Source organism: Halorubrum sp. B53, assembly GCF_059752395.1.
In genome coordinates this window covers 119,240-132,764 of record NZ_MWTH01000015.1, presented here as the reverse complement: position 1 = coordinate 132,764, position 13,525 = coordinate 119,240, and the positions used below count along the sequence as shown (strand labels likewise).

General features: G+C 70.4%; 20 protein-coding genes and 1 tRNA gene. 11 read left to right on the top strand and 10 right to left on the bottom strand.

The annotated features are described in order from the left end of the window. Positions 1-64 precede the first annotated feature (64 nt). The 4 genes from B4V06_RS13130 (at position 65) to B4V06_RS13115 (ending at position 1,805) form a co-directional block, all read left to right on the top strand. Entirely contained in the window at positions 65-700 is a 636-nt protein-coding gene (locus B4V06_RS13130) for a CBS domain-containing protein (protein ID WP_498170167.1), read from the top strand. A 143-nt stretch (positions 701-843) separates the two neighbouring features. Beyond that, positions 844-1,386, top strand: coding sequence for a GNAT family N-acetyltransferase (locus tag B4V06_RS13125; RefSeq protein ID WP_498170166.1), 543 nt, complete (start codon positions 844-846; stop codon positions 1,384-1,386). Positions 1,387-1,454: 68 nt separating this feature from the next. Beyond that, positions 1,455-1,528: transfer RNA gene (locus B4V06_RS13120), tRNA-Thr, on the top strand. A gap of 70 nt (positions 1,529-1,598) precedes the next feature. Further along, complete coding sequence (locus tag B4V06_RS13115; RefSeq protein ID WP_123112426.1) at positions 1,599-1,805, top strand: hypothetical protein; 207 nt, start codon at positions 1,599-1,601, stop codon at positions 1,803-1,805. A 38-nt stretch (positions 1,806-1,843) separates the two neighbouring features. Here the strand turns inward: B4V06_RS13115 and B4V06_RS13110 are convergent, their stop codons facing one another. Both B4V06_RS13110 and B4V06_RS13105 read right to left on the bottom strand, forming a co-directional pair. Beyond that, entirely contained in the window at positions 1,844-2,263 is a 420-nt protein-coding gene (locus B4V06_RS13110; protein WP_123112425.1) for a universal stress protein, read from the bottom strand. A gap of 96 nt (positions 2,264-2,359) precedes the next feature. Next, positions 2,360-2,878, bottom strand: coding sequence for a CinA family protein (locus B4V06_RS13105; RefSeq protein ID WP_498170164.1), 519 nt, complete (start codon positions 2,876-2,878; stop codon positions 2,360-2,362). Positions 2,879-2,938: 60 nt separating this feature from the next. Here B4V06_RS13105 and B4V06_RS13100 point away from each other — a divergent pair, with 60 nt between their 5' ends. From B4V06_RS13100 to B4V06_RS13090, 3 genes are all read left to right on the top strand, one after another. Next, positions 2,939-3,562 (top strand): methyltransferase domain-containing protein, encoded by a 624-nt coding sequence (locus B4V06_RS13100; RefSeq protein WP_498170162.1) that lies wholly within the window; start codon positions 2,939-2,941, stop codon positions 3,560-3,562. After that, positions 3,555-4,070, top strand: coding sequence for a transcriptional regulator FilR1 domain-containing protein (locus B4V06_RS13095; RefSeq protein ID WP_498170160.1), 516 nt, complete (start codon positions 3,555-3,557; stop codon positions 4,068-4,070). The genes B4V06_RS13100 and B4V06_RS13095 overlap by 8 nt, the downstream gene beginning before the upstream one ends. A 77-nt stretch (positions 4,071-4,147) precedes the next feature. After that, complete coding sequence (locus tag B4V06_RS13090; protein WP_498170159.1) at positions 4,148-4,426, top strand: DUF6199 family natural product biosynthesis protein; 279 nt, start codon at positions 4,148-4,150, stop codon at positions 4,424-4,426. A gap of 39 nt (positions 4,427-4,465) precedes the next feature. On the opposite strand, the gene B4V06_RS13085 is transcribed toward B4V06_RS13090, so the two are convergent. The 4 genes from B4V06_RS13085 to B4V06_RS13070 all read right to left on the bottom strand — a co-directional run bounded on the left by B4V06_RS13085 (position 4,466) and on the right by B4V06_RS13070 (position 8,141). Further along, positions 4,466-5,182 (bottom strand): thymidine kinase, encoded by a 717-nt coding sequence (locus B4V06_RS13085; RefSeq protein ID WP_498170157.1) that lies wholly within the window; start codon positions 5,180-5,182, stop codon positions 4,466-4,468. Between the two features lie 68 nt (positions 5,183-5,250). Next, positions 5,251-5,706, bottom strand: coding sequence for a hypothetical protein (locus tag B4V06_RS13080; RefSeq protein WP_498170156.1), 456 nt, complete (start codon positions 5,704-5,706; stop codon positions 5,251-5,253). Between the two features lie 27 nt (positions 5,707-5,733). Beyond that, positions 5,734-6,798 (bottom strand): amidohydrolase family protein, encoded by a 1,065-nt coding sequence (locus tag B4V06_RS13075; protein ID WP_123112418.1) that lies wholly within the window; start codon positions 6,796-6,798, stop codon positions 5,734-5,736. Between the two features lie 68 nt (positions 6,799-6,866). Then, the gene (locus B4V06_RS13070) at positions 6,867-8,141 is read right to left on the bottom strand and encodes an HD domain-containing protein (RefSeq protein ID WP_498170154.1); all 1,275 of its coding nucleotides are present in this window, start codon (positions 8,139-8,141) and stop codon (positions 6,867-6,869) included. A gap of 103 nt (positions 8,142-8,244) precedes the next feature. Between B4V06_RS13070 and B4V06_RS13065 the strand changes: the two genes are divergently transcribed. Then, positions 8,245-8,649 carry a universal stress protein gene (locus B4V06_RS13065; RefSeq protein ID WP_123112416.1) on the top strand — a complete coding sequence of 135 codons (405 nt, stop codon included), beginning with the start codon at positions 8,245-8,247 and terminating at the stop codon, positions 8,647-8,649. A gap of 31 nt (positions 8,650-8,680) precedes the next feature. Here the strand turns inward: B4V06_RS13065 and B4V06_RS13060 are convergent, their stop codons facing one another. Together B4V06_RS13060 and B4V06_RS13055 are read right to left on the bottom strand one after the other, a co-directional pair. Then, the gene (locus B4V06_RS13060) at positions 8,681-9,250 is read right to left on the bottom strand and encodes a helix-turn-helix domain-containing protein (protein WP_123112415.1); all 570 of its coding nucleotides are present in this window, start codon (positions 9,248-9,250) and stop codon (positions 8,681-8,683) included. An 82-nt stretch (positions 9,251-9,332) separates the two neighbouring features. Then, entirely contained in the window at positions 9,333-10,703 is a 1,371-nt protein-coding gene (locus B4V06_RS13055; protein ID WP_123112414.1) for a phosphoribosylamine--glycine ligase, read from the bottom strand. A gap of 103 nt (positions 10,704-10,806) precedes the next feature. On the opposite strand from B4V06_RS13055, the gene B4V06_RS13050 reads away from it, so the two are divergent. Beyond that, the gene (locus tag B4V06_RS13050; protein ID WP_123112413.1) at positions 10,807-11,157 is read left to right on the top strand and encodes a glutamyl-tRNA reductase; all 351 of its coding nucleotides are present in this window, start codon (positions 10,807-10,809) and stop codon (positions 11,155-11,157) included. 8 nt (positions 11,158-11,165) lie between these two features. Here the strand turns inward: B4V06_RS13050 and B4V06_RS13045 are convergent, their stop codons facing one another. Beyond that, entirely contained in the window at positions 11,166-11,399 is a 234-nt protein-coding gene (locus B4V06_RS13045) for a DUF2249 domain-containing protein (RefSeq protein WP_123112412.1), read from the bottom strand. A gap of 184 nt (positions 11,400-11,583) precedes the next feature. Here B4V06_RS13045 and B4V06_RS13040 point away from each other — a divergent pair, with 184 nt between their 5' ends. Both B4V06_RS13040 and ddh read left to right on the top strand, forming a co-directional pair. Further along, positions 11,584-11,964, top strand: a complete 381-nt coding sequence (locus B4V06_RS13040) for a cupin domain-containing protein (protein ID WP_123112411.1) — start codon at positions 11,584-11,586, stop codon at positions 11,962-11,964. A gap of 92 nt (positions 11,965-12,056) precedes the next feature. Further along, positions 12,057-12,986, top strand: coding sequence for a D-2-hydroxyacid dehydrogenase (gene ddh / locus B4V06_RS13035; protein WP_123112410.1), 930 nt, complete (start codon positions 12,057-12,059; stop codon positions 12,984-12,986). 96 nt (positions 12,987-13,082) lie between these two features. Here the strand turns inward: ddh and B4V06_RS13030 are convergent, their stop codons facing one another. Continuing rightward, positions 13,083-13,493, bottom strand: coding sequence for an SRPBCC family protein (locus B4V06_RS13030; RefSeq protein ID WP_498170152.1), 411 nt, complete (start codon positions 13,491-13,493; stop codon positions 13,083-13,085). Between the last annotated feature and the right edge of the window lie 32 nt (positions 13,494-13,525).

The following is a 13,525-nucleotide window of genomic DNA, read 5'->3' as shown; positions in this document are numbered from 1 at the left end:
CGTACGGAGTCGGTATAACGATACCGGGGGCAGCTTTTAGCCGATCGCTGCGGATCCACGTTTCATGCGAACAGACACCACGGTTCGCGACGTGATGCATCGCGAGTTCCTCGGCGTGAGCGAGTCGGACCGGCTGGCCGACGCGGCCGGCCTGCTCGTGGACGAGGGCACCGACTGCCTCGTCGTCGTCCGGGGCGGCGAACCCGTCGGGCGGCTCGACTGCCGGAGCGCGCTGGACGCACTGCTCGGCGCCGACGGCTGGACCCCCGGAGACGCCGACGGCGACGGCCCCACGGTCGGATCGGTGATGGGGCCGCCCCTCCCGACGGTGGCGCCGAACGACTCGCTCGCGGCCGTCGAGGAGCGGCTCGTCTCCGAGGGGGCCGACCGCGTCGTGGCGGTCGAGTCCGGCGAGGCCGTCGGCGTCGTCACCGCCGGCGACGCGCTCGCCGCGGGGGCGCCGCGGACGGGCGACGGCGCCCGCGAGGACGTCGTCGGCGGCGAGTCGGTCCGCGGAACGCGGCAGGGGGACGAGGCGATGCTCGGCTCCGACGGCGGCGTCGACCCGGCGAGCGAGGCCGCCACGACTGACGTGTCCGAGTCGGCGACACAGGGCGTCTGCGAGAGCTGCGGGGCGCTCGTCCCCGACCTGGTGACCGCGAACGGCCAAGCGGTCTGTCCGGAGTGCCGCGAGGTGTGAGTCGCACCCGGTTACGGACCTCTCACGGCCATCGTCGCGGCTCACGTCGCGGCTCACGTCGCGGCTCTCGTCGATCTTCTCACCGCGCTCCCGGTCGCGCTCGCCGGTAGCCTCATGCCACGCCGCGCCGAATCGGAAACCGAATGCCCGACGCCGAGGGGTCGACGGTCGCGCCGGCGACGGTCGACGACGTGGACGACGTCACCGACCTGTGGGTCGCGCTGGCGGAGGACCAGCGGCGCCACGGCTCGACGCTGCTCGCCGAGTCGAACCGAGCGGCGGTCCGCGAGTGGGTCGCGCGCTCGGTCGTCACCGGGGAGCTGCTCGTCGCCCGCGACGGCGACGACAGGGCCATCGGATTCGTCGGGTTCTCGCTCGACCGCGAGGGGTACGAGCGCGAGCGCGTTCGCGGGACCGTGAGCAACCTGTTCGTCGTCCCCGAGCGACGCGGCGAGGGGATCGGCGCCGACCTGCTGGACGCCGCCGAGCGGGCCCTCGCGGCGTCGGGCGCCGAAGCGGTCGCGCTGGAGGCGCTCGCCGACAACGACCGCGCCCGGACGTTTTATACGGACCGGGGGTACGACCTCCACCGCGTCGAGCTGACGAAGTCGCTGTCGGCGTCGACGGGCGGGAGCGTCGACGAGGACGACTCCGCCGAGAACGAGACCGCGAACGGAACCGACTGATCGCGGGCGGGCGTCAGGCTCGCCGAAAGCGACACGCACTCATACGAGGCCCGAGTACGCCAGCCTGCGCCAGGGGAGCATGGGCGGTTCATGCACTCGACTTGTAATCGAGACTTCCGGGGTTCAAATCCCTGCCCTGGCTTCGCACTCCCCGCTGGACCCCAGCGGATTCCCCGGGATCCGTTTATATATACCCCGCACCGATCCGCGGTATGGACCGGACCGACACCGCGCTGCTGGGCGTCGCCGGCGTCGTCGCCGCCCTCGTCCTCGCGATCGTCTTCGCCGCCGGCGTGTTGTTCGGCCTCGAGGAGTCCGTGGTCCGGCCGCTCCGCCTGCTCGCCGTCGAGCCGTTCGCGTGGATCGTCGTCGCGGCGCTGATCGTCGCGGTCGTCGGTCACGCGTACATCGACGGCTGACGGCGCGGGCGGAGGGGGGCCGGGCCGTCGCTCCCGCGTCAGCGAACGACCGTCACGGGGACCGGCGCGTTCTGGAACACCGACTTCGCCGTGTTCCCGACGAGGAGCCGGTCGGCGAGCGACCCGCTGTGCGTCCCGATCACGACCGCGTCGAAGTCGTCGGCGCGCTCGACGATCCGGCTCGCCGGCGACCCGACCTCCGACTCCACCGCGACCTCGACCCCGACCTCCGTGGCGATCTCTCCGGCCCGTTCGAACACGTCCTCGGAGAGCTCTCGGACCCGCTCCTCGCTGTCGTCGGCGAGCGCGATCCCCGTCGCCGCTCCCATCATTCCGGAGGGCTCCCCGACGACGTGTAACACCGTCACGTCGGCGTCCTGATGCACGTCGAGCGCGTACCGGAGCGCTCGCTCGGAGAGCTCTGAGTCGTCCATGGCCACCAGTACGCGCTCTACCATGGGGAGTGTACACGGGCGGCAGGGATAAACGCTCGCGCGTTCGCACGGCTCGGTCCGCGTCTGACCGGACTCTACGCTCCGGCGTCGACCCGCTCTCTACTCCCCGGCGTCGACCTCGCGGATCGCTCGAACGAGCGCGTCGAGCGCGGCGTCGACTGCGCCGCGTTTCACGGCGTCGCGGTCCCCGTCGAGGACGACGCGTTCGCTCCGGACGAAGGACGCCTCGGTCCCCCACGGGGCGGCGTACGCGACGCCGACGTAGACGAGGCCGACGGGCTTCTCGGCCGTGCCGCCGCCCGGCCCGGCGACGCCGGTGGTGGCGACCCCCCACGTCGTGTTCGCGTGATCGCGAGCTCCGGCCGCCATCTCCTCTGCGACCGCCGCGCTCACCGCTCCCTCGGCGTCGAGCGACTCGCGGGAGACGCCGAGCAGCTCGCGCTTCGCGTCGTACGCGTAGGTGACGAACCCCCGATCGAAGTAGGCGCTCGCGCCGGGCACGTCCGTCACGCGCGACCCGACCAAGCCGCCGGTCAGCGACTCCGCGACCGCGAGCGACTCGTGCCTGTCGGTCAGCAGGTCGCCGAGGACCGCCGCGGTCGACTCCGTCTCGTCCATGGTCGTACTGCGACCCCCACGCCCGTGGGGTTTACGCTCGGCCGGTCGCAAGCGTCGGGCATGACCGACTGGGACGAGCGGTTCGCGGCCGGCGACTACCCGCGAGAGCCGGAGCCGTCGCCCGTGTTGCGCTCGTACGAGCCGTCGATCCCCGACGGGCGCGCGCTCGACGTCGCCGCGGGCACCGGCCGGAACGCGGTGTTTCTGGCCGAGGCCGGCTACGCGGTCGACGCCCTCGACACCTCCCGCGAGGGGCTGCGGATCGTCGGCGAGCGCGCCGCGGAGGAGGGGATAGAAGAGCGGATCGAACCGATCCGCGGCGACGTCGCGACCTACGGCTTTCCGAGCGAGGCGTACGAGCTGATCACGATGAGCTTCTTCCACACGCTCGACCGCTTCGCGGACCTCGCCGAGGCGCTCGTTCCCGGCGGCTACCTGTTCGTCGAGGGCCACCTCCGGTCCGCGTCGGCGACGCCGTCTGGCCCGAGCGACGACCGGTACCGGTTCGCGGCCAACGAGCTCCTGCGGGCGGGGCTCGGCCTGACGGTGCTGTACTACGACGAGACGACCGAGGAGCGCCCGGACGACCGACGCCGCGCGACGGCCCGGCTGCTCGCCCGGCAGTCGACCGGCGGGCGGCAGTCGTATCCCCCGCGGCCGCCGGAGGACCCCGGCGGTGAGTGACGTCTCCCCCGGACCCGCGCTCCGCGCGCTCGTGGACGCGGCCGTCGACCTCGACGTCGGAGAACCGGGGACCGCGATCACCGTCGTCGAGCGCGGCGACGACCCCGGGCCCGTCGCGCGGCTCGCCGCGCTCCTCGGCGAGGGCGGCTCCGTCGACGGTACCGGCTCCGTCGTCGGCGTGGTGCCGCGCGCCGACCCGTCGCTCGCCCGCCGGGTCGCCGGCGATGTCGAGGGGGAAACGCGGCTGGTGTTCACCGGCAGCGCGGGCGACCGGCTCGACGGTCCCGCGGGCGCCGCGGTCCGGTCGGCGCTCGATGCGCGCGGCGTCGAGGCGTACCGCCACGAGGGCGACTCGCCGGTCGGCGTGCTCCTCGTCGGCGAGCGCGCCGTCGTCGGGCTGTTCGACGAGCGGGGGCTCGCGGCGGTGTGCTGGTCGGACACGCCGCCGGTCAGGGAGTGGGCCGCCGCGACCTGTCGCCGGTTCCTCGCGGCCGCCGAGCGGGCGTGACGGGCGTCGACACGTCCGCACCGACGCCGGGCGTCAGCGGCGCATCGCTTTTAAATACGCCCGGCGAAGCGGTCCGTATGAGAGCAGCGCTGCTGTTGGTCGTCGGTCTCGTGGGGCTCGTCCAGACGCTCGCACCGCGCCCGGTCGTGCGGGCGTGGACCCGCGTCGTCTACCGCGACGCGGGCGACGCGGAGCCCCGGGAGTGGGCGTACGTCGCCGCGCGCGCCGAGGGAGCGGTCCTCGCGCTCGTCTCGCTGGTCGGGCTGTTCCGCCTCGCGACGACCGAGTCCGACCCCGAGCCCGACACCGCCCTCGACGACGGCGCGACGGGGACCGACGATCGAACCGGCGAGTAGCTCGGCGGACCGCGACGCCCGTTCCCTTTTAAACTCTCCTCAGTCGTCGCTCGCGTCCACCGGCTCTTCGGACGCCTCGTCGGTCCGTCCGTCCGGGTCGTCCGCATCGTTCGACTCGGTCGACCCGGCGTCGTCATCGGCCAGATATGCCCGACCGCCGTCGGGGCGCTCGCCGGTCCGCAGGACGTGGCAATCGCGACACCGGGCCTCGTACGACTCCTCCGCGCCGACGAGGATCGTTGGGTCCTCCGCGTGCGCTGGCTCGCCCTCGATGAGCCGCTGGTTCCGCGAGGCGGGCTCGCCGCACTGCGAGCAGATCGCCTGGAGCTTGTCGACGTACTCGGCGGTCGCCATGAGCTGCGGGAGCGGGTCGAACGGCTCGCCCCGGAACGTCTGGTCGGTGCCCGAGACGATCACGCGGGTCCCGGCGTCGGCGAGCGCGTTACAGGCCTCGACGAGCGCGTCCGAGAAGAAGTTCGCCTCGTCGATCGCGACGACCTCCGGGAACGGCTCGTCGTCGAGGATGTCCAGAGGCCCGTCACCCTCGTTGTCGACGACAGTCGCGTTCCACTGGCGGCCCGTGTGGCTCCCGATCGTCGTCTCGCCGTAGCGGTCGTCGACGGCCGGCTTGTACACCGCGACGGACTGCCCGGCGATCTCGGACCGCCGGAGGCGGCGCAACAGCTCCTCGGTTTTCCCCGAAAACATCGACCCGGAGATGACCTCGATCCAGCCGGATCGAGTGATGGCGTGCATGAGCGATCCGGCAGGTGCCAGCGACTAAACCGTTTCTCTCCGGGTCCGTCCGAGGACCGGTACGAATGTTAGACGCCGCCCGCGACGGCGACGAGGACCGCGGCGACGACGACGTACGTCGCGGCCGAGAGCGCCCAGTCGCGCCGGATCGTCGAGAGCCGCTGGCGGGGGAGCCCCTTCGCCCGGGGGAGCGGGACGAGCGCGAAGAAGCCGACCATCAGCGCGAGCATGACCGGCGAGGCGACGACGAGCGCGACGCCCCCGCCGACGCCGGGGGCGATCTGGACCGCGGCGACGAGCCCGACGAAGAGGAGCCCGGAGCCGCCGCCGGCGACGTAGTGGACCCACGTCGCCAGCCGCTCCGGGGCGGCGTCGACCGGCGTGTCGGTGAGCACGCTCGCGGCGACCTTGGGGGCTGTCGTCCCTTCCGGGAGCCGGGGCATCACGCGGTCCATCGCGAGCGTCGCGAGCAGTCCGACGACCGGTCCGAGCGCGAGGCCCGTCAAAAGCGAGAACGTGGCCATCGAAAAACAGTACGGCCGCGATCGGCTTCAGTCTCCCGACGACGCGACCTCGTCGCCGCCGATGACGACCCGCGAGACGTCGGCAGCGCCCGCCCGTCGGACGACCGCTCGGACGATGTCGCGCGCGCCGGCGAGGTTGTCGGAGTCGCCGTCGAGGACGAGCAGGTCGGCGTCGGCGCCCGGCTCGACGACCCCGCGGTTCAGCCCCGCGATCTCGGCGCCGTTGACGGTCGCCATCCGGAGCACGTCGCGGGCGGGGAGGTCCGCCAGCTTCGCGGCGAACTCCATCTCGCGGAACATCGACGGCGAGTCGAGCATCACGTTGTCGGTGCCGAGCGCGACGGTCGTCCGCTCGGCGAGCTCGCGGATCGGCGGGACGCCGACGTTCGTCACGAGGTTCGACCGCGGGCAGACGACGACCGGCGTGCCGCGGTCGTCGAGCCGTTCGAGGTGGAGCGGCTCGGCGTGGACCATGTGGACGAGGAAGTCCGGATCGAGGTCCATCGCGGGGTTGACGTCGTCGGCGTCGCGCTCCCCGGCGTGGATCCCGAACAGCTTCCCCGCTTCGCGGGTCTCCCGCCGCACCGCGTCGAAGTCGGCGTCGCGGGCGCCGGAGGCGCCGTAGCCGTCGGCGACCGAGAGCACGTCGGGGTCGTCGCGGCCGAGCACGACCGGGTCGATCGCCCGTTCCCCGTACTCGACGCCGGCGCCGGCGACCGCGTCACGCAGCGCGGCGACGCCGTCGACGCCGCCCTCGCGGAACTCGAGGAAGGTGCCGGTGCCGGTCGACTCCATGTACCGGAGCGTCCGCGCCATGGCCGCCACCAGTTCCTCGTGGCTCGCCGAGCGGAGGAGCCGGTGTTTGAGCCCGTCCGGCGGGGCGACCAGCTCGTCGAGCGAGAGCCCCTCGCCGGCCTCCTTCGCGATGGAGTCGCCGATGTGGGTGTGCGCGTTGACGAACGCGGGGAGGACCACGTCGTCGCTCTCGACCGACGCCTCCTCGATCCGGACGATCTCCCCGTCGTCGACGACCACCCGCCCCTCGACGGGGTCGAACGCCTCGCCGAGGAGTATCGTCCCCTCCAGATGCATACCTCACGGTCGCCAGCCCGAGGTTAAAACGCCACGGGAACGGATCGGCGGCGAGTCTGGGTCGCCGCTTACTCGAACTCGTCGAGCGTCGTCGGCATCGCCCCGCGCACTTCGGTCACGAGCCCGTCCGGGTCGAGCCCGAGCACGTCCGCGGCCGCGCGACCGACGCGGTCGGTGGCCGGCTTCGGGGCGTACACGCCGAGGCGCCACTGGTTGCGCTGCGCGGTCCGGAGCGCGGAGACGAGCGGCGACTGCCGTTCGAGCCGCCGGATCTCTCCGTTGACCGTCACGCGCGCCGTCGACTCGCGCATCGACGGCTCCGGCGGCACGTCGAGGATCACGTGTTCGCGAGCGACGCCGGCCACCTCGGCGATCTCGCGCTCCAAGGCGACCTCGGTCGCGTGGTCCGCCTCGTGGACGCGCTCGGGCACGTCGTCGTGCTCGGCCCACACCGCCAGCTTGTAGAGGTCGCGCTCGTCGTAGCGCCGGGAGAGCTCTGCGGTCGCCCGGCAGTCGCGGATCGCGGCGAGGAAGTCGTGGTCGTCCATGCGCCGGAGTTCGGGGGCCGTCGTCTCGGTCGCGTCGAGGAGCTCGCTCGCGGCCCGCCGGAGCATCGCCTTCGAGATGCGCGCGACGTGGTGGGTGTAGACGACCGGGTTCATCAGCGCGCGAGCCAGCAGGAGGCTCTCCGCGGTCTGGACGTTCCCCTCGTCGAGGACCAGCTCCGGGCCGTCCCGGTCCGACCCGTCGCGGTCCGGCCCGTCGTCCGCGTCACCGCCCCGATCGACGAACGTCAGCTCGCGGACGAACCGCTCGGTGTCGATGGTGCCGTAGGGGACGCCGGTGTGATAGGCGTCGCGCACGAGGTAGTCCATCCGGTCGACGTCGAGCTCGCCCGAGACGAGCCCGGCGTAGGGGCCCTCACCGCCGACGAGGCCGGCGATCCGGTCCGGATCGAGGTCGCGGTCACGGAGGACGTCACCGACCGCGCCGGTCGCGAGCAGTTCCTCGACGTCGTCGTGGTATTTCCCCGTTCGGCGGTGGGTGAGCGACTCCAGGTTGTGGCTGAACGGGCCGTGCCCCACGTCGTGGAGCATCGCCGCCGCCTCGATCCGCTCGGCCCGCTTTCCGGCGATTCCGAGGTGATCGAGCGCGCGGCTGGCGAGGTGGTAGACGCCGAGGCTGTGTTCGAAGCGAGTGTGGTTCGCGGAGGGGTAGACGAGTTGGACCGTGCCGAGCTGTTTCACGTGGCGGAGGCGCTGGACGGCGGGCGTGTCGATCAGCTCGGCGGCGACACCGTCGATCTCGATGTGGTCGTGGACGGTGTCTTTGACCGTGATCATGCGAGAGCGTTCGTCGGCATCGAGTAAAAGGCGTGGGAGGGTCAGTGGCGGCGGACGGGAACCCCTGCCACCGTTTATAAGAGTCGTCTGCGAACGTTGGGGTATGTACGAGGTGCTCATCGGGATCGACAACGGAGCGGATCGACGCGCGGTCGCGCAGGCGGAGGCGGTCGCCGACCTCCCGCACGCGGCCGACGAGACGAAGGCGACCCTGTGTCACGTGTTCCGAGACAACCCCGAGGGCGCCTCGGTCCACCAGCTGTCGGCCGTGCGCCGCGCCCGGGAGACGCTCGAAGAGGCGGGGGTCACCTGCGTCCACTACGAGGCGAGCGGCGACCCGGCCGACGAGCTGCTCGCGGCCGCCGCCGATGTCGACCCGAACGCGATCTGCGTCTCCGGCCGCAAGCGCCGGCCGTCGGGGAAGGCCGTCTTCGGCAGCGTGACCCAGGACGTCATCCTCGGGAGCGACCGTCCGGTGCTCGCGGTGCCGGCGCCGCCGAAAGAGTAACGCGGCGCGACTGAACTCGACGGGGGGTAGCTCACTCGTCCACGATCTCGACGCCGAGCCGCTCCTCCAAAGCGCGGACGACGGAGCCGCCGACGCCGGCTGTCGCGGCCCGGCCGTCCTCCACCGCAAACACGTCGTCCTCGTCGACGTCGAGCTCCTCGGCGAGCTCCTCGACGGTGAGGCCGGCATCCCGGCGGGCCGCCGCCACGTCGTCGCCGTAGCCGGAGACGAGGTACGGGAGCCGGTCGGACTCGTAGCTCGTGCCGCCCTCCTCCCAGTGCTTGGAGTCGCCGGTCGCGGAGTCGTACATCTTCGCCTGCTTCCGCGCGAGCTCCTTCTTCCGGCTCTCCGGGCCGCTCGATTCGGCGCTGGCGCCGCCGGGGCTCCCGCCGGAGCTCCCGCCGCGGCTGCCTCCGTCTCCCGGGCCGCCCCGGCTCTCCGGCGCGTTGCCCGCGTCGTCGTGCGGGCGGCAGTCCGGGCACACCAGCAGCTTCGCGCCGGCGACCGTGGCCCGCTGAAGCTTCGAGGTCTCTCGCCCGCAGAGCTCACAGGCGTCGCCGTCGTCGCCGCCGCCGCCACCGCCCGTCGAGTACTTCGCCATACCGCGAGTGGTGGACCCGGACGGTTAAAAAGTCGTGGAGGGCCGGACGTCAGTGTGAGCCGTGGGCCGCATAGCCCCAACTTCACTCCCCGCCTGGTCCGAGGTACCCCCAGGCCTGCAGTCGGTCGCCGTCGCCGTTGATCCACCGCTCGCCGATGTCGTCGCGGTAGTACATGTTCGGCATGACGATCTCATCGATCCGACCGTACGCCTGCTCGCGAGCAGCCTGCATCGTCTCCCCTTTGCCGGTCACGACGATCGGCATTCCGCTGTCGCCGGCGACGCGCCACTGTCCGTCGACCTTCTTCGCGTCCTCGATGTGGATGCCGTCGGGGGCACCCCCCGACGACGTCACGCTCGCTCCGCTCGCGTGACTCCCGTCGCAGCGTTCCGTTTCGAACACCACGGCTGCGTTCCGGGAGTTCTCGTCGTACGTCTGCTCGTCGTCGAACGGGAACGGCGGTAAGACGACGCGCACGGCGATTTGGTACCCGTTGTGAACCTCGACCTCTGGCTCGTTGCCGTGCGCGAGGTCGTAGAAGAATTCCCCAGTAGACGACTCGATCGACTCTTCCTGTAACGCGATTGTCGGGTAGCCGAACCGCGGCGTGAATTCCAGCGGGTAGATCCCGTTCTCGTTGACGATACAGTTGATATCGATACTGCCGACGTAGCCTTCGTTGGCGAGCCAGTCTTCGATTTTCCCGAAGGTTTCTTTGAACAGTTTGTTCTGGCCCGCCCAGAACATCGAGGTCCCCATCTCCCCGGTTGAAGGGCCGATGTTCCCCGGGAATAATTTCTTATGCTCAAAATTAAAATTGACTTGGTCAATGAACTCGGTCCCGTTGAAGAACCCGCAGATAGCGACTTCAACACCCTCTACTTTGCGTTGTAGCTGGAAGCCCTTCATCCGGTGACCCCACGCTTTCTTGTACGCTTTCAACACGTCGACGACGTCGCTCCCGTCATCCTCGTTCCCAACGTACAGTAAGCGCTTGACGTTCTGGACTTCGCCGAGTGGTTTGATCACATACGGGGCAGGGTTCTCTTGGACGTGTTGTATCCCCGCGTCGAAACTGTCGAAGATATGGTGTTCGACGGTGTTCACACCGTGTTCTTCGAGGACCTCCATCGCGTACCCGCGGTCCTCTTCGAGGTGATCGGTGTTCGGCGTCCCGCCGACGACCGCTTTCCCCTCCTCACGGAGTTCCTCTGCGAGTTCACCCGTGCCGATGTCGGAACCAACCCAGATATCGTCGAAAATGATAACATCTGCCCAATCGACTTCTGCGCGCCAGTCATCCGTCTTCGGGACGAAACCGTTGCCAATCTCTCGATCGCCTTCGGCTTCGATATAGTATTTCACGTCGTGGCCTTCGCGGTGGACCTGCCACGCGAGGTCGGTGATCAGCGCGGCGTCGGCGGAGACGAACAGGAAGCGGGCGGAGTCCATACGTCGGTCTCTCCCGGTGAGAACTTGAGTGTGTGCCCGCTGCCGCGGGGACCCCGAACACGTTCGAGGGAACCCTCACCGGTGCCGGGGTCGAGGTACCGGTGTGGCATTCGAACGCACCGACGCGCGCCCCGACCCGCCGACCGATGCGCGCCCCGACTCGTCGACCGGCGCGCGAGTCGATCCGGAGAGGATCCGGCGGCAGCTCCGGTGCCAAACCGAGCGGATACAGCGCCGCGAGGTCGAGGAGGCGGTCTCCAAGCTCGAGGCGCGCGGCGACCTCACCGACGAACAGCGGGAGACGGTCCGGCACCTCGGGGCCGCCCTCCGTCGTCGGATAACGGCGCGCCCCGAGGCGGCGCTGGAGCGGTCGGGTCCGGGCGACGCGACCGTTCGGTCCCTCGCTCGGTTGTTCGACGCGGACGGTGAGGCGGCTGTCTCACCGGACGAGTGACCGGCGCCTCAGGCCTCTACTTTCGGGAACTTGGCGACGAACTCGTCGGGGGCGTCCCGCCGGACCTCGTACCCCTCCTCGTCGAACGCGGGCACCTCCGCGGCCATCTCGTAGTACAGCGGCTTCGGTTCGTGGTCGTTGACGATGGTAAGCGTCTCGCCGGGATCCATCCCGTCGAACTCCTCGTGAATCCGGTCGTGTCTGTTCACCGGCGGAATGTCGCGAACGTCTAGTCGTGGCATGCGCCCGAGCGTTTGCGACGCCCCCGCATCCGTATTGAGACGAACACGTTCGGGCACAGTCACACCCCGCCGAGACCCGTGGATCCGAACGTGACGGGTTCACCGACGCCACCGACCGAACAGGACGCGAACAGCCCCCGCCGCTCGCCCGGCCGACGCGGCTCGTTCCGCGGGGGTGAGTGACGTGCCGGCGACGAGCCTCGACGCGGAGCGGACGTACGACGAGGCGCGGTTCTCGACGAGCGAGGTCTTCCGGAGCGACCGGGCGAAGGTCGTCTGCGGCTACTTCGAACCGGGGCAGTTCATCCCCGTTCACGCCCCCGAAAGCGACGTGACGATCACGGTCCAGTCCGGGACGGGAACGGTCCGAGAGGGCGACACCGAGCACGCCGTCGCTCCCGGCGACGTCGTCGTTGCGGATGCCGGGACCGAGCGCGGGGTGAAGGCCGACGACGACGCGCGTCTCGAAGCCGTGCTCGTCACCGCGCCGCCCCCGACCGACGCGGAACACGACCCGGTCCGGGAGGGGATCCGACGCGACGAGTTCGATCCCACTAATAAATGACGACGATGCGTACTCTCGACCGGTCGAACGTCCCAACAGTCGCCGAAGCCGTTCGCAAAACGTATTAACTGATGACCGCTGCTGATACCGGTATGGACCTGGACACGCTCGGAGCGGATCCGTCGGTTTCGACCCTCTTCCCGCCGGAGGTACTGATCGATCGACTGTCTGACCTGTCGGTCGAGACGACGGTCCTCGACGAACAGGGGCCCGTGCCGGACGCCTGCGACGGCGTCGTCACGTTCGCCCATCGCGAGCGGTTCCATGAGGTCGAATGGGTCCACTCCGTGCAGGCCGGCGTCGACCGCTTCCCGCGCGAGTCGTTCCGCGAAGCGGACGTCACGCTCACGAACAGCACCGGGATCCACGGCGACGCGATCGGCGAGACCGTCGCCGGATACCTGCTCGCGTTCGCCCGTCGCCTGCACGAACACGCGGCGAACCAGCAACGAGGGGACTGGTCGCAACCGGAGTGGGACGAGGCCTGGACGGTCGCCGGGGAACGGGCCTGCGTGGTCGGTCTCGGGGGTCTCGGACGGGGGATCGTCGATCGGTTGACCGGGCTCGGTCTCGACGTCGACGGCGTCCGGCGGACGCCCGTCCCGGAACCGGGGGTCGATCGCGTCTACACGCCGTCCGAACTGGAAACGGCGGTGGCGGACGCCCGCTTCGTCGTGCTGGCGGTCCCGCTCACCGACGAGACGCGAGGGTTAGTGGACGGCGACGTGCTCGCGGCCATGCGCGAGGACGCGTACCTCGTGAACGTGGCTCGCGGCGGCGTCGTCGACCAGGCGGCGCTCGTGGCGGCGCTCGAAGACGACGACGTCGCCGGGGCGGCTTTGGACGTGTTCGAGACCGAACCCCTTCCCGACTCCTCGCCGCTCTGGGAGCTGGACGACGTGATCGTCTCGCCGCACTGCGGCGCGTTCACCCGCGAATACGTCGACCACGTCGCGGCGATCGTCCGCGAGAACGTCCGCCGACTCCGCGCCGGCGACGAACCGGCCAATCGCGTTCTCTGACGCCGTTGCTGATCTCGCCGGAGGCAACGTAACGGAGAGCCCACACCGACAACGGATTCGCCGCGTCACGCCGCGTTTCGATATACCAGCGACAACTTACACGGCGTCTTCGAGCCAGTCGAACTGGGCGGTGAGTTCCGCTTTCCGTTGCCGGCTGATAACCGTCGAATCGAGCACGTCCCCGACGATAGCGACGTCGAGCGCGAACTCCGTCGTCGCGACCACCTCGCTCCCGTCGTGGACCGGCGTGACGGTGTACGCCGTCCGCATCTCCGCGAAGATGCCCTCGCGCTGCTCGTAGGCGAGGTCGGCGTCGGGACGGTCGACGAGTTCGAGCGTGAGTTCGATGGTCGTGATCCCCACCTCGTTCGCGACGCGGACCGTGTCGCCGTCGACGCGGACCTCATCGAAGCCCGACGCTCGCATGAACGGATCGATCCGGTTCATCGATGCGCGGACGACGGACGGTGGCGCGTCGATCGTTCGCGAAAGCGTTACCGAGTTCATGAACGGGGAGCCTCTTCCGAAAGCGGCCGGGA